The sequence below is a fragment of the Burkholderia sp. Ax-1719 genome, assembly GCF_011753055.1.
Lineage (GTDB): Bacteria > Pseudomonadota > Gammaproteobacteria > Burkholderiales > Burkholderiaceae > Paraburkholderia.
On record NZ_VWWJ01000001.1, the window covers coordinates 1,000,938 to 1,027,619 of the forward strand.

Annotated in this window: 19 protein-coding genes; 12 read left to right on the forward strand and 7 right to left on the reverse strand. The window is 55.2% G+C overall.

Annotation, left to right across the window (positions count from 1 at the left end; genetic code table 11):
• Positions 1 to 19: 19 nt before the first annotated feature.
• The 12 genes from F3J17_RS04335 (at position 20) to F3J17_RS04390 (ending at position 14,467) form a co-directional block, all read left to right on the forward strand.
• On the forward strand, positions 20 to 1,507 hold the full coding sequence (locus F3J17_RS04335) for an aldehyde dehydrogenase (protein ID WP_167054081.1): 1,488 nt from the start codon (positions 20 to 22) through the stop codon (positions 1,505 to 1,507).
• Positions 1,508 to 1,546: 39 nt separating this feature from the next.
• Positions 1,547 to 2,338 (forward strand): glucose 1-dehydrogenase, encoded by a 792-nt coding sequence (locus F3J17_RS04340; RefSeq protein WP_167054083.1) that lies wholly within the window; start codon positions 1,547 to 1,549, stop codon positions 2,336 to 2,338.
• A gap of 17 nt (positions 2,339 to 2,355) precedes the next feature.
• Positions 2,356 to 3,342 carry a quinone oxidoreductase gene (locus tag F3J17_RS04345; protein ID WP_167054085.1) on the forward strand — a complete coding sequence of 329 codons (987 nt, stop codon included), beginning with the start codon at positions 2,356 to 2,358 and terminating at the stop codon, positions 3,340 to 3,342.
• A 79-nt stretch (positions 3,343 to 3,421) separates the two neighbouring features.
• Positions 3,422 to 4,171 carry an SDR family NAD(P)-dependent oxidoreductase gene (locus F3J17_RS04350; protein WP_167054087.1) on the forward strand — a complete coding sequence of 250 codons (750 nt, stop codon included), beginning with the start codon at positions 3,422 to 3,424 and terminating at the stop codon, positions 4,169 to 4,171.
• 52 nt (positions 4,172 to 4,223) lie between these two features.
• A complete protein-coding gene (locus tag F3J17_RS04355; protein WP_167054089.1) occupies positions 4,224 to 5,396 on the forward strand; it encodes an ABC transporter substrate-binding protein in 1,173 nt (390 codons plus the stop codon).
• 100 nt (positions 5,397 to 5,496) lie between these two features.
• Positions 5,497 to 6,366 (forward strand): branched-chain amino acid ABC transporter permease, encoded by an 870-nt coding sequence (locus F3J17_RS04360; RefSeq protein ID WP_167054091.1) that lies wholly within the window; start codon positions 5,497 to 5,499, stop codon positions 6,364 to 6,366.
• A gap of 1 nt (position 6,367) precedes the next feature.
• Positions 6,368 to 8,359, forward strand: a complete 1,992-nt coding sequence (locus F3J17_RS04365; protein ID WP_167054093.1) for a branched-chain amino acid ABC transporter ATP-binding protein/permease — start codon at positions 6,368 to 6,370, stop codon at positions 8,357 to 8,359.
• A gap of 8 nt (positions 8,360 to 8,367) precedes the next feature.
• The gene (locus F3J17_RS04370; protein WP_167054095.1) at positions 8,368 to 9,090 is read left to right on the forward strand and encodes an ABC transporter ATP-binding protein; all 723 of its coding nucleotides are present in this window, start codon (positions 8,368 to 8,370) and stop codon (positions 9,088 to 9,090) included.
• Positions 9,091 to 9,123: 33 nt separating this feature from the next.
• Positions 9,124 to 9,450 carry a DUF1330 domain-containing protein gene (locus F3J17_RS04375; RefSeq protein ID WP_167054097.1) on the forward strand — a complete coding sequence of 109 codons (327 nt, stop codon included), beginning with the start codon at positions 9,124 to 9,126 and terminating at the stop codon, positions 9,448 to 9,450.
• An 18-nt stretch (positions 9,451 to 9,468) separates the two neighbouring features.
• Positions 9,469 to 11,133: a GMC family oxidoreductase N-terminal domain-containing protein gene (locus tag F3J17_RS04380; protein ID WP_167054099.1), complete on the forward strand. Its 1,665-nt coding sequence runs from the start codon at positions 9,469 to 9,471 to the stop codon at positions 11,131 to 11,133.
• Between the two features lie 636 nt (positions 11,134 to 11,769).
• A complete protein-coding gene (locus F3J17_RS04385; RefSeq protein WP_167054101.1) occupies positions 11,770 to 12,648 on the forward strand; it encodes an N-acyl homoserine lactonase family protein in 879 nt (292 codons plus the stop codon).
• Positions 12,649 to 13,213: 565 nt separating this feature from the next.
• Positions 13,214 to 14,467 (forward strand): multidrug efflux MFS transporter, encoded by a 1,254-nt coding sequence (locus F3J17_RS04390; RefSeq protein WP_167054525.1) that lies wholly within the window; start codon positions 13,214 to 13,216, stop codon positions 14,465 to 14,467.
• A gap of 362 nt (positions 14,468 to 14,829) precedes the next feature.
• Here F3J17_RS04390 and F3J17_RS04395 read toward each other — a convergent pair whose 3' ends face one another.
• From F3J17_RS04395 to F3J17_RS04425, 7 genes are all read right to left on the reverse strand, one after another.
• On the reverse strand, positions 14,830 to 15,312 hold the full coding sequence (locus F3J17_RS04395) for a DUF4440 domain-containing protein (RefSeq protein ID WP_167054103.1): 483 nt from the start codon (positions 15,310 to 15,312) through the stop codon (positions 14,830 to 14,832).
• Positions 15,313 to 16,199: 887 nt separating this feature from the next.
• Positions 16,200 to 20,420, reverse strand: a complete 4,221-nt coding sequence (locus tag F3J17_RS04400) for a hypothetical protein (RefSeq protein WP_167054105.1) — start codon at positions 20,418 to 20,420, stop codon at positions 16,200 to 16,202.
• 470 nt (positions 20,421 to 20,890) lie between these two features.
• Complete coding sequence (locus F3J17_RS04405; protein ID WP_167054108.1) at positions 20,891 to 21,577, reverse strand: GntR family transcriptional regulator; 687 nt, start codon at positions 21,575 to 21,577, stop codon at positions 20,891 to 20,893.
• Between the two features lie 207 nt (positions 21,578 to 21,784).
• On the reverse strand, positions 21,785 to 23,470 hold the full coding sequence (locus F3J17_RS04410; protein WP_167054110.1) for an MFS transporter: 1,686 nt from the start codon (positions 23,468 to 23,470) through the stop codon (positions 21,785 to 21,787).
• A 94-nt stretch (positions 23,471 to 23,564) separates the two neighbouring features.
• Entirely contained in the window at positions 23,565 to 24,689 is a 1,125-nt protein-coding gene (locus F3J17_RS04415) for a zinc-dependent alcohol dehydrogenase family protein (RefSeq protein WP_167054112.1), read from the reverse strand.
• A gap of 26 nt (positions 24,690 to 24,715) precedes the next feature.
• On the reverse strand, positions 24,716 to 25,111 hold the full coding sequence (locus tag F3J17_RS04420; RefSeq protein WP_167054114.1) for a carboxymuconolactone decarboxylase family protein: 396 nt from the start codon (positions 25,109 to 25,111) through the stop codon (positions 24,716 to 24,718).
• A 115-nt stretch (positions 25,112 to 25,226) separates the two neighbouring features.
• Positions 25,227 to 26,681, reverse strand: coding sequence for an aldehyde dehydrogenase family protein (locus tag F3J17_RS04425; protein ID WP_345891128.1), 1,455 nt, complete (start codon positions 26,679 to 26,681; stop codon positions 25,227 to 25,229).
• Between the last annotated feature and the right edge of the window lies 1 nt (position 26,682).

The following is a 26,682-nucleotide window of genomic DNA, read 5'->3' on the forward strand; positions in this document are numbered from 1 at the left end:
TGCTTATTTCGGAGTTTCTATGAACGAGGGAACCAAGGCCTACCGTATGTTTATCGGGGGGGAGTGGGTCGAGTCAGCATGTGGCGAACAGTTCGAGTCCAAGGACCCCTACACGGGCGAAGTTTGGGCGCGCTTTCCCCGCGCCAAGCGAGAGGATGCAGACCTCGCTGTTGCGGCGGCACAGAAAGCTCTTGATGGCGAGTGGGGGCGTATGACCGCCAGCGCGAGAGGGTTGCTGTTATTTAGGCTTGCAGACTTGATTGCACGCGATGCTGAAAAGCTCGCACAAACTGAAGTCCGCGACAATGGCAAGCTTATTAGCGAGATGCGAGCGCAGGTAGGCTATCTGCCACAATACTTTCGCTATTTCGGCGGACTTGCGGACAAGATTGAAGGTTCGGTCATTCCCATCGACAAGGCCGAAACATTCAATTACACCGTCCACGAACCTTTAGGCGTGTGCGTTGCAATTACAGCATGGAACTCACCACTTCTCCTCGCAGTGAACAAGTTGGCACCTGGTCTCGCCGCCGGTAACACCTTTGTTCTCAAACCGTCGGAATATACGTCAGCGTCCGCTGTAGAACTTGCGTCGCTTTTTGAGGAGGCTGGCTTCCCGGCTGGTGTGTTCAACGTTGTCACGGGCTTCGGACATGAAGTTGGTGCGCCACTTGTAGAGCATCCGGGAGTCGCCAAAGTTGCGTTTACTGGTAGCGAGTTGGGTGGTCAGCGTATTTACGAAACTGCAGCGAAAGACCTCAAGCACGTTAGCCTTGAGCTTGGAGGTAAGTCGGCCAATATCGTTTTCGAGGATGCAAACCTTGATAACGCTGTAAAAGGTGCGATTTCTGGCATTTTTGCCGCTACCGGACAAACTTGCGTAGCGGGTTCGCGACTGCTCGTTCACGACTCAATTTATGAGCAGTTCCTTGAGCGACTTGTGGATTTCGCGCGCAAAGCTCGTATGGGCAATCCTCAAGAGACGACTACACAAGTCGGGCCAGTTACAACCGAGCCACAGTACCGAAAGATTCTTGAATACATCGATATTGCACGCTCGGAAGGCGCGCGTTGCGTTCTTGGCGGCAAGGCGGCGAGTCGACCAGAGTGTGGGAGCGGACTGTTCGTCGAGCCCACGATCTTTGCCGACGTGAAGAACAACATGCGTATTGCACAGGAAGAAGTTTTTGGACCGGTGCTGAGTGTCATTCGTTTCAAGGACGACGACGAAGCAGTGCAGATCGCGAACGACAGTCTCTACGGGCTCGCGGCTGGCATTTGGACTGAAAATTTGCGCAGAGCAATCGCCTTACCCAAGCGACTAAAGGTCGGTATTGCCTGGGTCAACATGTACCGGGCTGTGAGCTACATGTCCCCCTTTGGCGGCTACAAGCGATCAGGGATCGGCCGCGAGAACGGCATAGACGCGATCCGCGAGTATCTCCAAACAAAGAGCGTTTGGGTCAGCTTGGCACAGGACACACCGGACCCTTTTGTTATTCGATAACTGGTTCGGTAAAAAACACAAAAATCCGGAGACACGTACATGGAATCGAGCAACGCTATTGCCCCTGTTCTTGGAAATTTTCGTCTTGAAGGGCGAACTGCCCTCGTGACAGGTGCTGGAGCTGGTATTGGGGCGGCGATAGCCAGCGCGCTTGCGGAAGCAGGGGCTGAGGTCGTGATGGTTTCACTGAGTGCGGCAGAGCTGGACAAGGTGGCCGGAGGCATCGCCGCAATGGGCGGACGCGTTCAGGCGCGACAGTGTGATGTTACTGATATCGACGCAGTCCGCAAACTTATTGCAGACATCCCCGAGCTTGACATCGTGGTGAACAACGCCGGAACGAACATCCCCGAGCCTTTCACCGAGGTAACGGAAGAGCACCTTGACTTCATGAGCAATCTGAATGTTCGTGCAACGTTTCTCGTCTCGCAGACGTCCGTGAAGAAGATGTTGACTACTGGCGATCGTAGTCGGCGGGGCGGTGTAGTGATCAACATCACCTCACAAATGGGGCATATCGGCTCGCCGAACCGCACGGTCTACTGCATGAACAAGCACGCTATCGAGGGGCTGACCAAAGCTCTCGCAGTGGAGCTTGCGGAGACTGGCATTCGCGTGAATAGCGTTGCGCCGACTTTCGTGGATACACCGCTGGTTCGAAAAATCGTGGATACACCGGAGAAGCGGGACTATCTGGTTTCTCGAATCCCTATGGGACGGATGGCGCAGGTTCAGGACATAGCCGCCGCCGTTCTCTATCTAGCATCGCCAGCTGCAGCAATGGTTACGGGAACGAGCCTGCTTGTGGATGGCGGTTGGACCGCCCAGTAATGTAAAGAGGATCTCAAATGAGCAAGACTTACGGACGCATCGTAGTAGAAAACACCGGCTCTCCTGACGTTATGGAGTGGCGCGAAGAGGCTATCCCGACGACGGGCGCGAACGAGGTTCGCATCCGCAACGAGGCGATCGGTGTCGATTATATCGATACGCAGATTCGAGCAGGCCAACTACCAGCGAGCCTGCCGACGGGTATTGGCTTCGCGGGAGTCGGTGTCGTTGAAGAGGTTGGCGCTGAAGTAAAGCACGTTGCTGTTGGCGAGCGTGCGGCGTACATGTATTTCGTACCAGGAAGCTATGCGGAGCAACGCATCGTTCCGGCAGATCGCGTTGTGCGTCTTCCCGATCAGGAGTTGGCGGCCGAAACGGCTGCAGGCGCATTGTTCCGAGGGCTAACTGCATGGTATCTGGCCAATCGTCTTCGCAAGATTGAAAAGGGCGATGTCGTGCTCGTACATGCAGCAGCTGGCGGCGTAGGACTTATCCTCACTCAGTGGCTGCTCCACCTTGGCGCTACGGTCGTCGGAACTGTAGACACGGCCGAGAAAGCAGCTGCGCTGAGGGAATTCGGTTGTGTTCATCCAGTGATCATCCCGCAAGAAGACTTCGTGGCGAAGGTCGCGGAAGTTTCGGACGGGCGAGGTGCTGCTGTCGTCTACGAGAGCATCGGGAAGGCCACGTTCGAAGGTTCGCTCGATAGCGCGCGCCGGTTCGGATTGATTGCTTCATTCGGTTGGCCATCAGGCGACCCGGATATTTCGCTCATGACTCTGCGTGCGAAAGGATCTCTCTTTATCACGCGCCCGACGGTCACCCAGTACACGGCAGAGGCCTCAGATTTCCAGGCAGGCGCAAAGGCGCTTTTCCAACTGGTGAAAGACGGGACGATCCGGATCAAGGTCGGTAACAGCTATCCCTTGCGAAACGCTGCGCAGGCTCACTCAGACATCGTAGCTGGCAAGACGTTGGGGTCTGTCGTCCTCACGGTAGGCTGAATCGACGTTTGAACCACTAGAACCTGAGAGTCAAAGAAGAAATATGTAGGTCATTAAGCCAAATCTGGAGGAGACAAAAATGCTTCTGGCTGACAAAGTTGCCGTAATCACTGGAGCGGCATCGCTGCGAGGTATCGGATGGGCAACTGCCCAGCGCTTTGTAGAAGAAGGCGCGAGGGTGGTCCTTCTCGACCTGGATGCCGACCTCGCGTCTTCTGCTGCGGCGAAGCTCGGTGACAGTCATCTGGGTTACCAGTGTGATGTGCGAGACGCAGAGCGTTGCATTCAGGTGGTCAATGATGTGGTGGCACGACTCGGTAAGGTTGATGTTTTAATCAATAATGCCGGCGTCAGTCAAGCCAAGCGTCTACTTGACAGCAGCGCGGACGACTATGACATCGTTATGGATGTCAGCATGCGCGGTACCTATAACATGACGCGGGCTGTTGTTCCCCACCTCCGGGCACGACAAACGGGAACGATTGTTTGTGTGGGTTCGATTGCTGCGCAGCGCGGTGGCGGAGTGCTTGGGGGCCCGCACTATGCAGCAGCAAAAGGCGGCGTCCACGCATTCTCAAAGGCTATCGCCCGTGAGCTCGCACCAGAAGGAATCCGCGTAAATGCAGTGGCACCGGGACTGGTCGACACTGAACTAATCGTCGGGAAAATCGATGAAGCTGGTAAAGGCATGGTTGCCGCCAGCACGCCGATGGGGCGTCTCGCGACCCCACGAGATATCGCAAATTCGATCCTGTTTCTGGCATCAGACCTGTCGAGCTACGTAACAGGCGTGATTCTGGACGTCAACGGCGGCCATCACATCCATTAAGCGACCCTGCAATATGCACTCGCGAACATAAAAATACATTCGGAGACAAATCATGGGAAAAGTCGTCGCTTTGAAGCTTGCGTTCGCGAGTGTCGTACTCTCGGCCGCCTTTTCGTCTAATGCGGCCGAGCCGATCAAAATCGGTGTTTCTGGCCCTTTTACCGGGGGCTCAAGCCCGATGGGCGTGTCGATGCGGGACGCGATTCGCCTGGCTGCCGACGAGATAAATAAGTCCGGAGGCGTTCTGGGTCGCCCGCTGCAACTTGTCGAGCGTGATGACGAAGCGAAGAATCCTAGAGGGGCTATGGTCGCTCAGGAGCTCATCTATCGGGAGAAGGTAGTTGCCACCTTAGGCATTATCAACACGGGAGTGATGCTCGCGAGTGCGCGCTTCTATGAAGATGCCAAAATCCCAATCATCACCGCTGGCCCGACGGGGACGCAGGTGACAAAACTCTTCCAGCCGCCGCAGTATCCCGACAACTACGTCTTTCGAATCTCTCTGCCCGACAATATTCAGGCAGCGATGATTGTCGACGATGCGACGGGGCGCTTGCACTATACGAAGGTCGCGATTCTTGCCGACTCATCGAACTATGGCCAGCTCGGTAAAGACGACATCGTTGCTGCACTGAGCAAACGTGGCATTACGCCCACATCTGTTGAAAAGTTCAACGTCGGCGATGTCGACATGACGCCACAGCTCTTGCGCGCAAAGGCGTCCGGTGCTCAAGCAGTGCTGACGTATGGTGTCGGTCCGGAACTGGCACAGATTGCTAACGGCATGGCCAAGCTGGGATGGAAGGTTCCCATCATCGGCAGCCATACGTTGTCTATGCCGAATTTCATCGAAACAGCAGGTACGAACGCTGAGGGTGCCATCTTCCCCGAGGCATTCGTAGCAGGCACATCAGCTAAAGGCGATGCGTTCGTGAGCTCGTACAAAGCTGCGTATAAGGTCGACAGAATCGCTGCACTTGAGTGGGCCGCTCCGGCCTACGACACCGTTTATCTCCTCGCGGCCGCTATCAAACAGGCGGGATCTACCGATGGGGCAAAGATTCGAGCTGCGCTTGAGAATCTCCACGGCCCGGTGAACGGCGTCTTGATGAGCTATGACAGGCCTTTCACTAAAGAGAACCACGAACTGTTCAAGGACCCCTCGAAGGCGATGATGGCCACCATCCGTCAAGGCCAGGTCGTCCGCGTCAGTGTGCCGAAGTAGGGCTGACTACCTGGGGTAGATCTCTGTCCAGAGCATCGGATGCCCGAACTCGCCGGGCAGCCGATGCCTGCTCGCGATGCTTGTGGAAACGGAGTGACGTATGGATGTCGTTCTGCAGATTCTCTTTAGTGGCTGCGCTGTTGGGATGATTTATGCGGTCATTGCCTTTGGCTATCAGCTTACCTTTGCAACTTCAGGCACCATAAATTTTGGCCAGGGCGAAGCGTTGGCCGTTGGCGCGCTCGTTGGACTCACAATCGTCGGCCATCTGAACTACTGGTTGATGATCCCGTTCGTGCTTGTATTCGGCGCCGTTTGCGGGATTGGTATCGAGCGTATTGCGGTTCTCCCTGCGTTGCGCCGCAAAACTGAAGGCTGGATCATGTCCACGATCGCCTTGGGGATCATTCTGCGCAACATCGCGGAAAATATCTGGGGTAAGGAAGACATGAAGTTTCCTTCGCCGGTACCAGAAACACCCATCAGTATCGGCGGCGCAAATCTGCTTCCCATGGAAATCATGGTCGTGATCGGAGCGTTGGCGATCATGCTAGTCATCGAAATTTTCAATAAGAAATCAATTTATGGAAAAGCGGTGATTGCAACAGCATCAGACCCAGCCGCAGCGGGTCTGATGGGGATAAATACGCGCCTTGTGGTCACGTTCTCTTACGCTCTTTCCTGTGCGACCGCTGCATTCGCTGGTGTGCTCGTTGCGCCTTTGACACTCGCTGGCGCGGGTATGGGGGCTTCACTTGGTCTCAAGGCATTCGCCGTCGCAATTATCGGCGGCTTGACCTCTGGAGTCGGTGCTGTCGTCGGGGGACTCATCCTCGGTATATCTGAGACGGCAACCGGTTTCTACCTGTCGACGGGCTACAAAGACGTCCCCGGCTTGGTTCTTCTCCTCGTGGTTCTTGCTTTGAAACCAGCGGGACTCTTCGGCAAAAAATCTATCAAGAAGGTGTGAGATGAAGCAAGTCAGAATCTTCGTCGCTGGCCTTGCTCTAATAGCATTGCTGGCGCTCCCGCAGGTCATCGACAACCCTTATTACGTTCATATGGTGGTGGTCATCGGGATTTATGCGATCCTGCTGTTCGGCCTCGACGTAGTCGTGGGCTACACGGGAGAGATATCCCTCGGGCACGCTGGCCTGTTTGGCGTTGGCGCTTATACAACGGGAATTATCGCCGCCAAGTTAGGTTTAGGATTCTGGGTAGCGCTGCCATCTTCCATTGTGCTGACCTCGGTGTTCGGGGCTGTCCTTGCCATTCCCGCCCTGAGAGTGACGGGGCCGTATCTTGCCATGGTCACCTTGGCGTTCGGCACGATCATCGGAATTCTGTTAAACGAAATGAGCTTTCTGACCAGTGGGCCGGAGGGTCTTCAAGTCAGTAAGCCAGAACTCTTTGGCACTCCACTCAGCGTTGTCGGCTTCTACTATTTCACGCTTTTCTTTGCTGTCATTTCGCTCGTCATTGTTACAGCGATATTGAAATCACATTTCGGTCGAGCTTTTGTTGCATTGCGCGGTAGCCCGATTGCCGCAGATTGTATGGGTGTGTCTGTCTACAGGTTTAAGGTCGTAGCTTTTGTCGTCAGTGCGGCTCTGGCTGGGCTAGCGGGGGGACTCTTTACTTACTCAGAAGAATATATCGCTCCCAGTAATTTCAATTTTGAACTTGCTGTGCTGTTTCTTCTCGCGATTACTCTTGGAGGACGCAGATCGCGAGTTGGAGCAGTTATCGGTGCTGCGGTCGTTGTCATGCTGCCGAACGTACTCTCCGACGCGGGGCTTTTCCACACGCTCACACTAATTCTCGCGGCTTTGATTGTGGTTATTTCGGCAGCAGCCGTTGTTTCAAAGAGAACTAGCGCGCGAAAGATCTGGCTACCGATGCTGGCAGTGGCTGCATTCGTAACATTTGCTTTCACCATAAGCGATATTTCAGAAAATAGATTGACGATTTTCGGCATTCTTATCTTGAGTGTGGTCTTCTATTTGCCGGATGGAGTCATGGGCTATATCCGCGATACCTTCCGCGCTCTTGGGCCAAAGACCGGGTCGCGCAGCACGCAAGAATCGGATGCGGAAGTGATGCTGCTGGACCTTTCAAACGCGATAGAAGTGCAAGCTCATGGCGAGAACAATCGCTCAATCATCGAAATCAGTGGTGTAACGATGCAGTTTGGCGGCCTGAAAGCGCTGGATGCCGTCGACCTGAGCGTGGAACGCGGCTCCGTCCATGGCCTCATCGGGCCAAATGGGTCTGGAAAGAGCACGATGATGAACGTCATAACTGGGATCTACGCACCTACCGGCGGATCAGTGATGTACGGCGAACGAGACATTGGCAGTGAGCGCCCCTCGGATATTGCACTTGGCGGGGTCGCCAGAACGTTCCAGAACGTCCAGCTCTTTGGAGACATGACCTGCGTAGAGAATGTTCTTGTTGGTCTGCATCACACGTTCAAGTCGACTCTCCTTGATGTCATTTTCCGCACGCCACGGTTTCGTCGTGAGGAAAGGCTCGCACGAGAAAAGGCCTTATCTCTGCTCAATTTTGTTGGTCTTCGCGACTACGTGCATAGCGAATCCAAGGATCTCCCATACGGTCGAATGCGGCTGCTCGAAATAGCCCGGGCTTTGGGACTTGGCCCGAGTCTGCTGCTCCTTGATGAGCCGGCAGCGGGCCTACCACCGGCGGAGCTACCCAATCTTGTGACCATGATCAAAAAGGTACGGGAGCTCGGCGTCTCAGTCATCCTTATTGAGCACCACATGGACGTGGTGATGGAGGTCTGCGACCGAGTGACGGTCTTGGATATGGGCAAGAAGATTGCGGAGGGCACCGGGCAGGACGTGCAGAACAATCCACGGGTTATCGAGGCATACCTCGGTGCGGAAGGCGCTTCGCAGACCGCCAGTGCGGAAGGCGGCCTTTCACCCAAAGCTGCGTAGGAGGCGATGTGCTGAAAGTCGAGTCGCTGTTTGCTGGGTATGGCAGCACGGATGTGCTGCACGGGATTTCCTTGCAGGTGCCAAAGGGCACGGTAGTGAGTTTGATCGGTTCGAATGGAGCGGGCAAGACAACGACCATGAGGGCGATCTCGGGGATGATCAAGCCGAAGCGTGGAGCAGTAACGCTCAATGGTGTGCCAATTGCGGGAATGGAGTCGCATCGTATCGCGCGATTGGGATTGGCCCATTCGCCCGAGGGCCGTCGAGTATTCCCAACTCTGAGTGTCGAGGACAACCTCAAGTTGGGGGCATTCTCACGCATCATCGGGCAAAGACAGCGAGGAGACGTAGTCGCCGACCTCGAGCAGTCGTTGGAGCTATTTCCGCGACTGAAAGAGCGTCGAAATCAGCTCGCCGGCACGCTGTCTGGCGGCGAGCAGCAGATGCTCGCGATGGCGCGCGCAATCATGCTCACTCCGGAAGTGATACTGCTCGACGAGCCTTCTATGGGGCTTGCGCCAATCCTCGTGGACGAAGTCTTCAACATTATCCAAAAGCTCAAGTCCCGAAAAATCACAATGCTACTGGTTGAGCAGTTCGCGGCGGCGGCACTTCAGGTATCCGACTACGCGTATGTGCTCGAAAACGGAAAGATCGCACTTGAGGGCCCCGCAGAGCGGTTAAAGGGAGATCGAGCGATTCAGGCTGCTTATCTCGGTGGTGTGCATTGAGTCGTTAGGAAAAAGTTTAGAAGGAGACAAGAAATGACTAGTAAAAAAGGATACATCTACGCCGAGTTGGATGTCACAGATTCTGACTACTTCAACCGCGAATACGCACCTCGTGTCGAGCCCGTGCTGAAGAAATTCGATGCCAGGTTTCTGGTGTCGGGCGGCTCACCTGAGGTCAGGGAGGGAGAGCGTAGGGTTAAGAGAGTCGTATTGCTCGAGTTTCCCAGCCCAGAACTTGCGCAGGAATTCTACGATTCCAGGGAATATCAGGAAGTGATCGCGTATCGGCTGAAGTCCGCACGTACCCACCTCTATTTGCTTGAAGGTACAGAGCATGGTGGCGCAGCCGTACTTCAGTAAAACGTCAGGATCGCAGACATGAATTCTCAAACATACGATTACATTATCATTGGAGCAGGTTCGGCTGGTTGCGTTCTTGCAAACAGGCTTACGCGTGAATCAAAGAATCGCGTATTGCTGCTTGAAGCGGGCGGAGAAGACAAGAACATCTGGCTGAAGGTTCCCGCTGGCGTTCCGCGTGTGGTCAATCATCCAGACCTAACGTGGGGCTACATGTCCGACGAGGAACCCGGGCTCAACAATCGTAAGATTATTTGGCCTCGAGGTAAAACGCTTGGTGGAAGCAGCTCTATCAACGGTCATGTTTATATGCGCGGCACCGCAGCCGATTATGACGGTTGGCAGGCTCTCGGAAATGACGGTTGGGCTTGGAGTGATGTTCTGCCGTATTTTAAGCGGAGCGAGTCACACTTTCTCGGTGCAAGCGATCTCCACGGCGGAAGTGGGGAGCTGCACGTATCGCCTTTGCTTGAGCCGCACATTGCCTCGAAGGCGTTTGTCGAAGCCGCAGTGCGTAGCGGAATTCCGCGCAATGACGATTTCAATGGAGCGACGCAGGAAGGGGTTGGCTATCTCCAGTTTGCAATACATCGAGGCGTCCGTGATTCGGCTGCAACTGCATTTCTGAAACCCATACGGGAGCGGCCGAATCTGACTCTACTGACCGGTGCGTTGACCGAGAAGATCTTGCTCAAAGGCAAGCGCGCTGTTGGCGTGCAGTACTCTATCGCTGGGGCAAAATTCGAAGCATTCGGTCGCGAAATCATTCTCTCCGGCGGCGCGATCAATTCACCGCAGCTTCTAATGCTTTCGGGAATTGGCCCTGCCGAGCAGTTGCTGGCGATGGGAATTGACGTCCAGCATCACCTCCCCGGCGTCGGGCAGAACCTGCACGATCATATTTACGCACACTGTCTTGCAAGCGTAGATCCAAGCTTTTCCATCAATCACATGATCTCCAGCAACTTGCGCATGTTGCCCGATGTCGTGAAGTATCTGGCGACAAGACGAGGTCTGCTGACCTCTGCGGCGGCTCAAGTCGGGATGTTCTTGCGTTCTGACCCATCGATGACCGTCCCTGATCTCCAGGTTCAGATGCGGCCGTTTAGCATGATCAGCAACTCTGGGATGTACAAGGCGAATAAGGAGCCGGCACTGACGGCTTCGTGCACCCTTTTGCGCCCGTACTCGGTCGGAGCGGTAACTTTGCGTTCAAATCGGCCGGAGGACGCGCCGAAGATGGTTGCGAATTATCTGACAGACCAACGGGATCTGAAGCCTATGATCGAAGGGCTCCGCATGATTCGCAAGATTTTCGCAGAGTCTCCGTTCAAAGAACACTTTGTCGGGGAAATGATGCCGGGTGAGCACTACCAGTCCGATGACGAGCTGACACAGTATCTCCGGGGCAACGCGCAGTCCATGTATCACCCTGTCGGGACCTGCAAAATGGGAACCGATAACGATCGATTCTCTGTAGTTGATAGTCAACTTCGGGTGCGTGGCATCGAAGGGCTACGAGTTGTAGACGCTTCGATAATGCCACGAATTCCATCGGGCAATACAAATGCTCCGACGATCATGATTGCGGAGAAGGCATCAGATCTCATCCTCGGGAATGCGTCGCTTTCAAATTCCGCCGGACGAAGCGGTACCCGAGGGATAAAGGCCGCTGCCGCATAGAGACTATGCAGTGCCTGTTTCTTGAATCCATGGCGCCTCTCGCGCCATGATCACATGAGGAGGCAAGATTGGAAATATCGGGCCAGGCAGAAGGGCGCTATCTTGGACGAGAGTTTGCGTCTGGGGTCCGCGACTCGCGAGTTCTTGGGACGGGTCGACGTCTCGATGATGCAAGCGAAATCTACATAGCGAAGGTCAAGGATGCGTTCGAGGCGCTGAGAGACATCGCTGCTCAAATAGGCGGATTACTCGTACTCGTCGCAACTGGGAGTGAGCTTGCAGACGGTAGCATGATGCTTGAACGAGCAAGGGAGTCGTTTGCACAAGCGTGTGAACAGCTTTCTTCCGCATGCTCGACAACTCGTACGCAACACTTTAACCGCCACCTCGTTCGCAGCGTCGGGTTGATCAGTAGCTCCCTAAAAGCTTTTTCAAATGCTGGTCGCAAGAGCAATCATGCATCATTAGTGCCTGCTGCGTTGGGCATGATATCAGCGGCCATCTCAGAGCTTCGAACTGCAACGCACTGTCTCCCGGGTTTCGAGATAGTCGATCTCCGTTCTGCGTGTTGTGGTTGTGCAAACCACGACATGCTCTCGATCGAGCAAAAGGCATAAATCAAATTTAGGATGGCATATGGGTATGTATTCAATTCATGTTCTGGAGTATGCATATATTTCAGAATATCCCCGCAGCAGCATTGTGTATGGAAACCACAACGCTGGAACCGAAAAACTACCTTATGGCTATGTGTTGATACAGGGAAATGGCGTCTGCGCAATGGTTGACGTAGGATTTAACCACGCAGACTACGGCCTTGAAATGGCAAAGGCCTATTCGGTGGAAAATTGGCGGCCGCCGCAGCAAGTCCTGGCAGAATGCGGTGTAACCCCTGATGATGTCACACACGTATTCTTGACCCATGCACACTTTGACCATATGGGTGGCATAGATTTGTTCCCCAACGCCAATTTTTATATCCAGAAGGAGGAGCTTTCGAAGTGGGTGTGGATGTTGTCTCTGGATAAGAAATTTCGATGGTTGCTGTCCGGCATCGATCCAGCGGACATCCTGCGGGTGGTTGATCTTGCGAGAAATGGCCGCCTTGTAAGCGTCGATGGTGCAATGGAGGATGTGCTACCCGGCATTGATCTCTTGCCGGCGTATAAGTCACACACGCCTGGTAGCCAGTACGTGGTAGTTCGTAACGACGGAGTTCGCAACTCGCAGGATGCATGGGCACTTGTCGGTGATCTGGTATACAAATACGAGAATCTTCTGGGGGCCGACCCACTCGAGCCGGAGTATCGACCAGTAGGTTACGCACAGGGTAATCAGATCAATATCCTGATGGCATACGAACGGATCATGCAGATGGTCGGCGGTGACCATACACGGGTTGTCCCCGTTCACGAAAGTCGGTTGCGCGAGGTTTTCCCGTTCAGGATTAGCGAACATGGTCTTGCCGTCATTGAGGTTGCCCTTGAGGACGGTGCGACAAGTTTCGTTAACTAAGACAAGAGTGGTCTTCTGTCACATTTTCAGCTGAACGCCCCGCTTATCGGCTTCGCTTAAACGGGGTGTTCTAATAGTGTCGAGTTAAATCCTCGGCGCAGCCCGTTGTTGAGAACTCTTTGACAGAAATTCTCCACAGGAAATTTAGTCCGTCCGCCGACTTCGCCAGATGGGCGTTCTTCTATTGGATTCAATTCGGTAGGAAATGCAACAGCTCCGACAGTCAACTTTGGTAGCAAACATAGAGGGACTTGCTCTGCGAGATGCCGGATCAACACTCTAATCCGATGTTTCTCAGAAGGTAACAACAGAGATTGCCCATGACACACGGGGTTGCATTGAAGGCAAGGTCTAATGCGTGGAGCGAGAGATAGGGTAGAACGTTTGATACTAGTACATAGAGTTATCTTTCTCGGTAGGGTGGAAGTGAGTATATTAAGACTGGATTTCGAATACTGCGCCCCATTTGATTTATCCTGTCTCTTTGGGGAATTCTCGAGTTCGAAAAAATGGAACATGTTTATTCCTTTTCGAGAATTTCCCTTCTGATTTCATTGCGATTATGATGGATAATGCATCAGACAATACGTCATCGCAGCATTGGCGACGGAACCTTGCAGTTTGCGTGTTTGGTTCTTTCACAACAATCGTCGCAATGACGCTGTTGTTGCCTTTCCTGCCACTCTACGTTGAACAACTTGGAGTACATAGTGAGGCAGCGATCGTGCAGTGGTCGGGAATAGCCTTCGGCGCCACGTTCTTCGCTGCGGGACTGGTTGCCCCATTGTGGGGCAGACTGGCGGATCGCTACGGCCGCAAAATGATTCTTATGCGAGCCAGTCTTGGAATGGCGGTCGTAATGTCACTTTTGGGGTTGGCCGAAAACGTCTGGCAACTGGTAGGGCTACGGCTCCTGGCGGGATTGGTCGGCGGCTACGCGTCCGGCGCAACAGTAATGGTAGCCACTCAAACGCCGCGTGACCGAACTGGTTGGGCACTGGGGACGCTAGCTTCAGGCGTGATGGCGGGAAACCTTGTTGGACCATTGATAGGCGGCCTGTTGCCAGCCCATATCGGCATCCGCAACACGTTTTTTCTCGCTGGAGCGATGATTTTCACTGCCTTCGTCGCGACGACGCTACTCATCAAGGAGCGTCCAAACAAATCTAGCGAGAAAACGTCCATCCGGAAATCTGCTAACGATAAAGCTGGAAGTGTGTGGCGCTCTCTATCTAATAGAGGGCCAGTTATAGCCATGCTGATAACGGCGGCTCTGCTGATGTTCGCCAATATGTCGATTGAGCCCATCATTACCGTCTACGTGACACAACTCGTGCGTGATCCAGCGAGCGTGACCTGGGTAGCGGGGTTGGTGATGTCTGCATCCGCGCTAGGTAGCGTACTAGCTGCTTCTCGCGTAGGTAAACTTGCAGATCGTCATGGACCGCCACGGGTAATTGTCGCGTGTTTAGTCATTTGTGCAGGCTTGCTGATACCGCAAGCGTGTGTGACAAATGGATCGGAGTTGATCGCCTTGCGCTTTCTGATGGGACTCTCCCTTGCGGGACTTATGCCCTCGATCACGAGCGTGATTCGTCACAACGTTCCAGATAACGAGGCTGGCTACATCCTCGGCTACGCCACATCAGCACAGTACCTCGGTCAAGTCATTGGTCCACTTTTCGGTGGGTACGTCGGAGGTCAGCTAGGCATGAGGTCGGTATTCTTGATTACCAGTCTTATCATGCTTGCCGGTGCGATTTTTACTGCGAAAGCATTCAGACGATCTGCTGCGCTACACGCACGTGCGAGTCGCTAGGATGTCGAGAGCGAGCAGGCAAGGTTCGAAATACAATAGGTTGTGGTGAGCGATGCCGCGTTCTTCGTTAGAAGTGCGGCATGCGACATTTCTGCATTGTCCCGGACAGTTGGCTGCTCCAGGTTGCGACAATTTTCAACTGTGTTTGCGCTGCTCCGACTGATGCGACGGAAATTGAGTCGAGGACTCAGGAAATGGCTCCTTCCTTGACTCGATACCCAGCCCACCCAGCCTCGTGACTATTGCCGCCGTGGGTTTCGGCAGAACAGTGTGTCTCCTCCATGCTTTCCGATGGAGATTGGTTCAAATGGTGGATACGCGTTAGCTGTTGACTTTCGTGGCTACTCAGTCGCGCTGTCTGGTTACTCGTTCGGTGCTACGCTCGGTTCCACAGCCAGGAAATGCCAGCCATCGACGTCTTTGGTGAAAACAGCCAGAATGTGCCCGCGCTCTGTGCGGATATCACCCTTCTTGGACGGAACTTCAACAGAGAAGTCAGCGATGGAGAAGCCGCCGTTTCCTGTCGAGCCGGTGCTGCCAACTGTGATGTGATGTTTCTGCGCACCGGAAGCAAACCGTTGCTCATAGTAGTTCTTGAGCGCGGCTCTACCATGAATTACCTTCCCGCCGGGCGACACCAAGGTTCCGTCTTCAGCGTACAGCTTCGACATCGCATCCGCATCCTTTGCAGCATAGTTGGAGTCATAACTAGCACCCAATTGCTTGGCCGCTGCGTCAATCTCCGTCGAAGTTGGGGTAGCAGCGTTCGCGACGGTCGAACTAATAGGCAACATCGTTGAACCAACGACCAACGCTGCAGCTGCAAAGCAGTTGATTATCTTCATACATTTCTCCAAAAAGCCGGAAAATCACGCGTCGCAATAGAATTTGACGCAGGGAGTCAGCCTTCATTGCAAAAGGTTATCGAATACGCATATCGATTCAAAATCTGAAAGATGATTTTCGTGAATCAATAACGATATCGAATCTGATATCACAATTGCTGTGAAGATTGGGATTTGAGGCGATGCTCGCGTGAAGTATAACAATGCACAGTAAGTTTATGCATGAAAAATGAAGATTTTTTATAAATTCTATTAACCCTTACATTTTATCGATGCGCGCATCGTCGATTGAAATTATTTTGTGTGAAAGCGAAAGGATTTTGATTTGGTATTTTGATTTAGGGGGAATTTAAGTCGTAGAGCCCATTTGGATGCTATGGCTTTTGTTGTCAGTAACGTGGTTTTGGTTTGCATGTTTATCACGTAGCATTCGATGGCCAGTCCTTTCAATAGTGTGAAGTCGGACGTTGTCATCAACGATTGAGTTCGATTGAGATATTCTGCGTGAAGCAAGCATCCAGGCCTTATTCGTTTGATTCACCTAGATAGCGAGTTTAGTCACGATGACGGCCGAGCGGCTCAGAGACTGAAATGTCATCTCTCAGATGAGCGGCGACAGGGCGGTAAAGTACGTGAGCTGATGCAGCTATCAAGGACTCTAGACCTGGGCTCGTCCTTGACGGTTGTCTGGAGACACTTGTTAAACGGGCCCCCGCAAGCCATGGAAGAACTTGTCGTGACCAGGTCTGTGGAGTTTCACGGCCTTCCGGCTTTTTTTCGCGAGGCTAGTGATGTTACGTTGGGGCTTTGACGCGTAGATAGGAAAGTTGCCATTTGACGAGCGTGTCATACGGCAAAGCGAATTCACGCTCGGCATCTGGCTATCGTCACTCCATCCCGAACATTTCAGCCAAACTTATCAGCGGCATTGGGGACTGCCGACGCAGCTCTGAAGGTTCAAAGTCCGGCGCTCCCAGCGGCAGCCCGACTCGTTGAGCCATAATCCAGAGCAAAACCGCTTCTACGTCGTTTCCGGTCGCTTGCATTTCCAGCCATTTTAGTCCCGCTGCTGACAGTGACCACCTGGCGAGCGTCGCCCCGACCGTCGAAATATCGTCAGCATCATCGAACAGAGGATGATCGTCAGCCAGCAACCGATGTCGGGTAGCTAAGCCACGGGCATGCTCGCGCTCGTCAATCATTGAGAGGGCCAGGGCTACTCGAGCAGGCGACGCGTTCTCCCCCCGCAGGGCCTGTAACGTAGTGGCGCCGCAATTGGTCATCAACCTCAGTCCGATTGCAATCAATGCCGGAGCGGCAAGCTGCGAGTCGAAGTGGATCGCCGCACCTTCGACGGCAGCCCACGGAACGTCGTCAATTTGGTCCGGGTAAGCGACAAGACGGCGCACTACAGTCCAGGCGGCTTCGTAGCGAATTGGGTACAGGTTTTCATCGGCTCCGCCCACTACGTGATCGTCTTTTAGTGCTCGCTCAAGCGCTGGCCAAATTTCCCTATTTTCCGGTTTCGTCAGCAGTCCGAGCAGCGCAGTGTGAACCGCAACATCTATCTCCGGTCCGGTGTTCGAGTTAAGAAATTCAATGACGCCATGCAGAACGGTTGAGGGTAAGGGCTGCAGTTGCGCAAGCGCGCTTGCCGCTTCCCTGGCAACCTGAAACTGTGCCTCTGAACGGTGTTGAATTTCAGGATGACGCGCGAAGTCGCGCGTATCGCGCAGCAACGTGAAGAGCGTATCAAAGGCATCGCTCCATTGCTCTTTCCCGATCACCTCTGCAACGCTTGCGCGCACAGGGGCACTCTTGTCACGCGCTAGTTGCAGAATGCCAAGCTTTTGCTCATCATTGGCTAGTGGTGCAAGCAATTGCAGGGCCTTGCGCCGTACGCTGTAATCGGAATGGGCAAGGGCGGGCGCAATCTTGAGTGCTCTGTCGACAGAATGCATTCTCGAGAACGCATCGAGTGCGGTTTCCACGTCATCAGTGTTCGCCGAATTCATCCAATCTTCGGCGATGGCGGTGACGTCTACCTGCTCAACGGAAGAAACAACTAACAACCATCGTGCGAGCCGACGCGGACCATGCATAACGAGCTTTAGGACTTCCGGACGCCCTAGTTGCCGAAAGTGCTCGACGAGGGTCGCGTCGTCGGGGCGGAGCGCCCTTTGCAGGGCAAGATGCGCGACCGGTCGCACGGATACGTTGCAGGCCGCAACTACTCTCTCAGCTGCAGCCTTTGCCTTCTCAGGGGAAGATTCCAAATTAGCAATGAGCGGTGCGAGAACCGCGACGCGCGTCGCCGGGAGATCTTTCATCAGGTCGAGCAAAACTGCCTCGACCACCGGGAGTCCATTGCTGTCTTTCTGGTCGCCTTCCAGCCATGAAAGCGCGTCGACAGCGGCCTCAAGGGCTTTGGCTCCTCCGGACTGGAGAGCTGCAAACACGCGCGCTCTGCCGAACGCAAGCCGTCTTTCACCGATGACGCGTAACCCCACGACCTGTAGCTGCTCATCATTTTGCGCTTCGGCGAAAAATGCGTCGAGCTCAGCACTTGTCACTTTCGGCGTACTCATCCGCATCAGATCAGCCCAAATGGGAAGAATGATGTCCGGTCTGGGGTGAGTAGGAATCCAGCTGTAACCCTCAAGCCTTCGGCGTGCACGAACGTAGCCCCTGGCATAGTGGGCCGGGGATGGGCTTTCGTCTGTCACCGCGTCGTGCACCAACAACTGGTCGGCGAAGTCAAGTTCGCCCTGATTGGCTTGCCGGTATTGTTCTTCTGACGTGCGTTGCATGTCGTTGAGCGCCGCGTCGATCTCCAAAATCTGGGACCAGACGTGATCATAGGGTGGCTCGGACCATCCCAGCGCACATTCAGAGATCGCCTCGGCATTCACAACATAGTGCCGACTGTGCAGTACTTCATATCCAGCGATGAAGAACGCCTCGGACAGATCAGTGCCAAACTCCTTCAGCCAGGGTAAAAGATCGTCCGCACGATAGCACTTATCGGTAAAGGGGAGCACATAACAGATGAAACCCCTGAGGACAGTTAGTGATGGATCGACCGCCAGCACCGCTTCACGAGCTGCGCTCGTTATCTTGGGAGGGCGCCATCCAAGATCAAAATCGCGTTTTCGGTGTGAGTCGCCATGATCCAACCACCTGACGAGTTGACTGATGGGTGAATTTTTACTGAGGCGCCGGCTGGCTGATTGCCACGCGAGAATAAATCGGTTCCCCCTTGAATCATGCAATCCTTTGACCAAGAGTGTATCGACGGCTTGCACGATATCTTCATTGAGAGTAACGCCCTGGTCTCTCAACTCTCGCGAACCGTCAACAAGGCGCTGAATCTCGTCAAGCCAGTCTGGATCCTTCTCGACTAGCTCGAGAGCGGCCTTTGCAGCAGCATTCAAAGCTGTCTCGGCAGCGCGTGGGTAAGTGCGGGCAAGGTTTTCCAGCGCCTCGGCCACCTTGCTGTGCGCATAGAATACATCGTCGGCGTCAATCTCCAACTGGGTCTGAGCGAGTTGTTCTGCCAAGTCGTCGAGCGCGAGTTCAGTGCAGCCGGCACGGTCAATGCATCTTCGAAGACTGCGAAGCCTTTCGCGCTGAAGGGGGCGCGAATGTCTCAAAAGAGTCCAAAGGACAGCAGCGCCTCGAACTCCCTGGTCACCGAAGCCTCGAACAAGCTCCATCACGACATGCTTTCGGCTATCAGTTAGCGCTCTATCGATGAGCCTGCCAATGGCCGCGTCTATCGGCGCCGTGACAGCTTTCAGCTCCCGGGTGAAAGCGGTGATCTCCTGGGGCGATTGCAAGTCCCGCAGCAAGCGAGACTCATGCTGACGGGCGAGGTCTTGCTTCCACGAACCGGCGGAGGAGAGGTTGTCATGGAGGATCGCCAACCTGGCTGGTTGGTCATATGCTCCTCCGTCGATAACAACGGTCCTGTCGTTCCACACAGGTGCGGGAGCTTCGCCTAACGCTTCGCGATAAATCTCACTGCGAGAGGTAATAACGAATTGCTTCTCGGCTGAGGCACGGAGAATTAGCGAGCTCAGCCGCGATGTCCATTGCGCTGCATCGTAAGTATTTAACCCCGACTGCCCCCATGGATCCTCAAGATGGAACAGCACCGGGCCGGGTTCGACTAAAGCTTGTTCAATGCCACTAAGCCCCGCGATTTCACGGATCACCTTAAACGGCGGGGTTGCATTGCGTCGCTCAAGCACAAGGCTTTCGGCCGTCAGGGATTTGCCATAGCCCGAGGGACCAACTAACAAAACTGCTCCGAAGCGTGCCAGCCGCTTCTCGGCTTCCGGCCGGCTCGCGGGCGCGCTGTAATAGGCAAGCTGCGGGTTGGCGTGTGGTAGCCCGCCGAGTTCTTCCGCTATTTTTTCAATGTGGACTTTGCGTAGAGGGTCCGGGACACCGAGAAAGCGGTCTTCGACTAATTGCTTTAGACGGCTGACGCAGCGATCGAGATTCTGTGACGGGACTTTAAGGTGCTTGGCGAGCAACGCCTTAATTTGTTGATCCGTTTCCGATAGTGTCATTTGCTCTATCAGCGCGAAGCGGCCCGCCAAGACTTTGTTCTGCGCAGCATTGAGAGCAAGATTGCTCGGTACAAAGCCAGGTTTTGGGCGTTCCGCTGGGCTCGCGACCCGGCCGTCCACCAAGCTGCCGTCAATGGACGTATTGGTGATGAACACATAGCGGCGATTCGGTTCCTGTAAGAGCAGCGTCTTTGCCCTGGAACGCTGGCCTGGTCCGCGCTTCCCTTTGCTCTCTTTGTCCTTGACTACGGCAGCAAAATTTTTTGCACTCCAGTGACCAGCGCCTTTGAACTTGATTTGGACGTGAAGTTCATCGTCACCGGCGACGGTGATATTACCGTCGGCGTCATCGGCCTGCACAGTAAGGCGTGCCTTGACGTCGTCGTGAGACGCGGGTTCGACGATAATTTCGTCGGCGCGCGCGTCAGGTCCAAAGTTCAGCTTCAATGCGACCCAGACGGTCACCAGCTTTTGATAGTCGTAGCCCCGATAGGAGGCATTTGCGCCGCCCACTTCCTCTTGTGTAGTCATCGTAATCCCCGACCGCGAATTTGTAATTATGCATCGGCTCCGGATGAACGAGATAGGGCACCAGGCGCTAGGCTGACTGGCGGTCAATTCCGAGCCCGCCGTCATCGCAGTTCCATGTGGGAGCTTCCCACGGGCTCAGTGCATTAACGATCACCCGACGCGTGCAGATCTGCGCGCGAGCATCTGCGGCTTCGCTATGGGCCTCGCACAAAATAGGTCAAATGCTGTGCGCATGCTTTAGACGACTTGCACTGCACTCGAGGATTTTAGGATCGCAGCCCATATCGACGTGACGAAATTGGCTGCTTCCGTCGGTTTGGCGGGGAGATGTAGAGGCCTTGTTAGCCTCCCGCGATTTGCGTGATTCAGCTACGAGGATTTTTTGACGATTCTGACCGCATCCGGGGCGCGCAGTACAGATCCACAACGTGTGACGCCCAGGCATTCGGCGCACGCTCGTCCATGGGCGGTTAGAGGGCGTCGCGCGCCTGTTCCATTTGCACGAGAATCCTCAAAGCCGCCTCGTATGCATTCGCCACATGCGTCCGGGAGGCTTGTTCAGCGGCGTCAGGGTCGCGGGCTCTCAGTGCCTTGTAGAGGGCATCAATCTCTTTCATACTCTTTGCCAGACGGTCGGGCTCCATGAGCGACGTCGCACGCAGGAGGTTGATGCGCGAGTACAGGCCGCTTAGCATTTCGCCGATCAAGTGGTTGCCGCAGTGCCCAAGAAGGACGCCGTACATCTGTGACTTGGCCCTCAGGACACCATCACGGTCTCTTGCGGTAGCCTGAGCTTTAAGTTCTTTGATGGAGCGGCCGAACTCTTCAATGGCACGATCGTCGGCCAGGCGGGCGAATTCCCTCGCAGCATAACTTTCAAGCAGACCTCGAAGCGCATAGAGGTCGCTAATCTCGTCTGCCGAGATTGTTGCAACCATCGGGCCCTTATGCGGAACGATTGTAACGAGCCGCTCGGCTTCCAGCTTACGTAACGCCTCGCGGATTGAAGTCCGACTCACACCTAGCCGCTCGCACAAATCCCGCTCGACAAGCCTTTCCCCGGGTTGGAAGCGGCCGCCCATAATCGCATCTCGGAGCGAGTTTTCAACCTTGCTGCGCAAGGTGTCGGGCCGGATCAACTCCATTTCGGTACTCATGTGACATCCTGTCAGACAATCATTCATCCGGATTGTACACTGCCGGCATAACAAACGACCTTGAGAGAACTGCCAAACGCGTACGCTTAAGGTAATTGTGCCCCAACGCCTTTCGGCGATGGGGGGACCAGACCTTGACGGTGTGTGTACGACGCACTGCGGTAAGTGGCACCGCATACGTCAACGTGCCCAGGTGAGCGACGGAAATCAGTAGTCGGCCGAGAGGTCAACGTCTTTCGTCTCGCGCAAGAAAAAGAACGCGACAACGAGTGACAGAACAATCCAGCCGAACGGATACCACAGACCGAAGTAGATGTTGCCTTCCTGGGCCGACAAGGCAAAGGAGATTGTCGGCAGCAGGCCGCCGATCCAGCCGCTCGCAAAGTGGTACGGAAAGGACATCGACGTATATCGAATGCGAGTAGGGAACATCTCGACAAGAGCGGGTCCGGTAGGGACGAGCGCAAGGGTCATCAGCGCGAGCAGAATGACGAGCAGGACGAACACCATTGGCTTGTTGAACTGCTCCGGCGCTGCGCTGCGGGGGAAGCCCGCGCTGTCAAGGTTGCCTCGCAACGCTTTGAGAAACGATGTCGACTGCAGCTTCGCATCGGCCGCACTGAGTCCGCTGGCATCGTAGGCCCGAATGCTGTGGTCTCCCACATGCACGGTAGCTTGCTGTCCGGCCGCCGCATCGCGTGTTTCATAGCTCACGCCTGCATCAGTGAGCGCCTGACGAGCAATGTCGCATGAGCTCGTAAACTTGCGCGAGCCCGTCGGATTGAACATGAACGAACAGGTCTTGGCGTCGGCTTCGACCCACACGGGGACGTTCTCCTGAGCCTGGGCCAGCGCCGGGTTGGCGTAACGGGTCATGGCGTGGAAGATCGGGAAGATTGTCACAGCCATGAGCAGGAAGCTCGTCATCAGAACCGGTTTGCGGCCAAAGCGGTCACACAGCCAACCAGCCAGCAGGAAAAGCGGTGTGCAGACGAGCGTCGCAAGCGTGACGACGACATTCGCTGCCGAGGCATCGACCTTCAGCGTATGAGTAAGGAAGAAGGTCGGCAAAAGCACTGCCGTGTAGTACACGCACGTCATGCCTCCGCAAATGGCGAACAATGCAACCAGCAGTCGCTTGATGTTCGTCCACTCAAGAAAGGTTTCCGTAAGTGGAGCGCGAGAGAGGCGGTTGCCGCTTTTGAGTGCCTGGAACGCAGGGGACTCTTCCATGCGCATGCGAATGAGCAGCGAGATCAGGAGAAGCAGGATGGAGAAAATGAACGGCAAACGCCAGCCCCAGACTTCGAAGTTTTCGCCAGTGAGGGCGCGGGTCGCCAGCACAACTGCAAAGGACATCAGAAGTCCGATAGTCCCGGTCGCGGAGATCCAGGAAGTGTTGAAACCGCGCCGTTTAATCGGAGAATGTTCAGCGACATAGGTTGCGGCACCACCGTACTCGCCACCCAGCGCGAGGCCCTGGAGCATTCGAAGGGAAATGAGGATGATCGGAGCAGCAATCCCAATCGAGGCGTAGCCAGGAAGGCACCCGACGCCGACTGTCGAGATACCCATGATGATGATCGTCACGAGGAACGTTCGCTTGCGCCCGATCTTGTCGCCAATGCGTCCAAAGATCACCGCACCGACGGGGCGCATGATAAAGCCCACGCCAAACGTCAGAAGTGCAAAGATGAAGCCTGTGGTGGAATCGACGCCGGCGAAGAATCGTGAGGCAATGACGGTTGCCAGGGCGCCGTAGAGTGTGAAGTCATACCACTCAAAGACGGTGCCGATCGATGCCGCTGCAATAACGCGTGCAGTGGAATTTCCAATTCCTTGTTCTGCATGCGTTTCGCAACCGCTGGCGGTAGCTTTGAGGCCTGAATGCATGATGCGTCTCCGAGATTTTTACACTAATGGGCCGCCAGGCGTGCCCCGTACCAAGTGCCAATGCTGGAAAGGGCGCCCCAAGAGGCGCCGGTACTTACATTGTTACGATCTGGCGCACCGCAGCGCCCAGTCGAAGTCGGTCCATCCCCTCATTGATGTCATCCAGCTTGAGGCGGTGGGTGACCAGGCGGTCCACAGGCAGCCGACCACGACGATACAAATCAAGATAGCGAGGCATGTCACGTGACGGTACGCTGCTACCCAGATAGCTGCCTCGAATCGATTTTTCGTCCGCAACGAGAGAAACCGCAGGAATTGCGAACTTGGTAGAGGGGGGCGGCAGGCCTGCGGTCACCAGTTCGCCGCCCCGTCGCGCGATCGTGTAGCCAAGATCCAGCGCGGCTGCAGCGCCGGCAGTCTCCAGCACGGTATCGACGCCCCCTCGCGTCGCTTCGATGATCGCTTGAGCGACATCCGGTGTTTTGGCGTTAAAGACGTCGGTGGCACCCAGCACCTTCGCAAGCGTCAGCTTTTCGTCATTGACGTCAATTGCGACGATACGAGAGGCGCCAGCGGCGACCGCGCCGAGCAATGCGGCAAGTCCAACGCCACCGAGGCCGATGACTGCGACCTGTGACCCGGGCTGCACGCGTGCGGCATTTACGGCAGATCCGACTCCGGTAAGAACAGCGCAACCGAAGAGAGCAGCCTCCTCAAGTGGGATATCGCGGTCGACTTTCACCAGAGAGTGGCGCGAGACAGTCGCGTACTCCGCGAACGCTGAGACACCGGAATGATGGTACAGAGGGACGCCGTCGCGAGACAGCCGATGTCCGCCACCGAGCAACCCACCGGCCGAGCCAGCGACTCCACCCGGTTCGCAGAGTGCAGGGCGACCACTCGCGCAGGGATTGCAGTGACCACACGCAGCGACAAACACCGTCACGACATGGTCGCCTTTCTGGAGATCATTGACGTATGGGCCAACCTCTTCAACTACGCCAGCTGCCTCGTGGCCGATTACCATCGGGAGCGGGCGCGGCCTGACGCCATCAACAACTGACAGATCAGAGTGGCAGATCCCTGCGGCCGCGATTCGGATCAGAACTTCACCGGGGCCCGGCGGAGCAAGGTCCACCGTTTGTATTTTTAACGGACGGGATTCCGCATAGGGCGTTGCCATCCCGGATTGCTCAAGCACAGCGGCTCGGATTTTCATCTAACCGTCTCCTCCAAAGCTCTCAATTAGCGGGCAGCGACTTCTGCCTCATAGGCCTGGATCACTTCGGTGGCGATGCGAAACGCTGCGAGTGCGAGGGGCACGCCACAGTAGATTGCCGTCTGCATAAGAACTGCACGGATCTCATCCTTTGTCACGCCATTGCGCAGCGCACCGCGCACATGAACCGAGAGTTCATGGTGCTGGCTCATTGCGGTCAACATGCCCAGATTGAGCAGGCTGCGGGTCTTGAACGGCAGCGTATCGTCGCTCCAGATATCGCCCCAGCATGCTTCCGTCACATACTTCTGCATGGGGCGATTGAAGTCGTCAGCATTGGCCCACGACTTTTCTACGTGCGCGTCACCCAGTACAGCTTTGCGGTTTGCGAAACCTTTCTCAAAACGTTCGTTTTCCATCATCGATCCTCGGTTATCGGCCGGACAGATAAGAATTTTTCTGTCCGGCATAATGATTGTCATACAATTAAAATGGGCAAAAAATTTTGCCTGCCCGGGAAGGGCTTATCTGCCAGACTCAGGTTGGTGCGTAGCCCACGATAGCTTTGGTCTCAAGGTACTCACGCAATCCAGCCTCTCCCCATTCACGTCCGTTTCCGGAGCGTTTGTATCCGCCGAATGGGGCGAAGAAGTCTGCTGGCGGATAGTTAAGGTGGACCCCGCCTGCTCGCATGGCCCGTCCTACACGGCGAGCGCGCTCGATATCGCGAGATTGCACGTATGCTGCAAGACCATACTCTGTGCCATTCGCAATCGCGATTGCTTCCTCTTCCGTGTCATACGGCATGATCGAAAGGACTGGGCCAAAAATCTCCTCGCGTGCGATGGTCATGCTCGCGGTCACACCAGAGAAGACCGTGGGGCGCACGAAGTAGCCACGCTCGAGACCCTCGGGCAGACCAGGGCCGCCAGCGACTAGCTGAGCACCCTCATCGATGCCTTGCTGGATGAGTGCTTGCACCCGCTCAAACTGGCTGCGATTCACGAGGGGGCCAAGCTGAGTTGACGGGTCTTCGGTTGGGCCGACGCGATAACCTGCCGCGACTCTCGATGCGATCTCAGCAGCTTGTTGCATCAGTGCGCGAGGCACCAGCATACGCGTGGGAATGGAGCAGGATTGTCCCGAGTTTGTGAAGCAGGCGGCTACGCCCCGACTTACAGCGTCCTCGAGATCGACGTCTTCCAGCAGGATATTCGCAGATTTCCCACCAAGCTCCTGTCCGACGCGTTTGACGGACTCAGCCGCAAGTTTCGCCACGAGAACACCTGCTCGCGTGGACCCCGTGAACGAGACCATGTCAACGTCGGGATGGCTTGCGATAGCGGCGCCAACGTTCGGACCGTCACCATTGACGAGATTGAAGACCCCTGGCGGAACTCCCGCGTCGTGTAGTACCTGCGCGAAGAGCAGCGTGCTGAGTGGCGAATACTCGCTTGGCTTAAGCACCATGGTGCAACCGGCCGCCAGTGCAGGTGCGATCTTGACGACGATCTGATTGATCGGCCAGTTCCAGGGGGTGATGAGGCCACAGACGCCAATCGGTTCCAGCACGACGCGGGTACTCCCTTGCATCGTTTCGAACTCGAACTCCTCCAAAACGCGAATCAAAGCGTTCAGGTGCGCAGGGCCGCGAGCCGCCTGGCCATTTCTGGCGAAAGTGATGGGAGAACCCATCTCGAGCCTCATGGCCTCGGCAAACGAGTCCACGCGTTCTTCGTACAGTTCAACGATACGCCTGAGTAGCGAGATCCGCTCTTGAACTGAGGTCGCAGACCAGGCCGGAAACGCCTTACGGGCAGCCGCTACTGCGACATCCACATCGGCGGTGTTGCCCATCGCGAGACGACCGATGTCCTTTTCATTCGAAGGGTCGATCAGCGTGAACCAACTCTCTGCATTGGGCAAAACCCAGTGGCCATCGATATAAAACCGACTGGCGTGTTCTGCTGCGGGAAAAGTTGATTCGCTCACT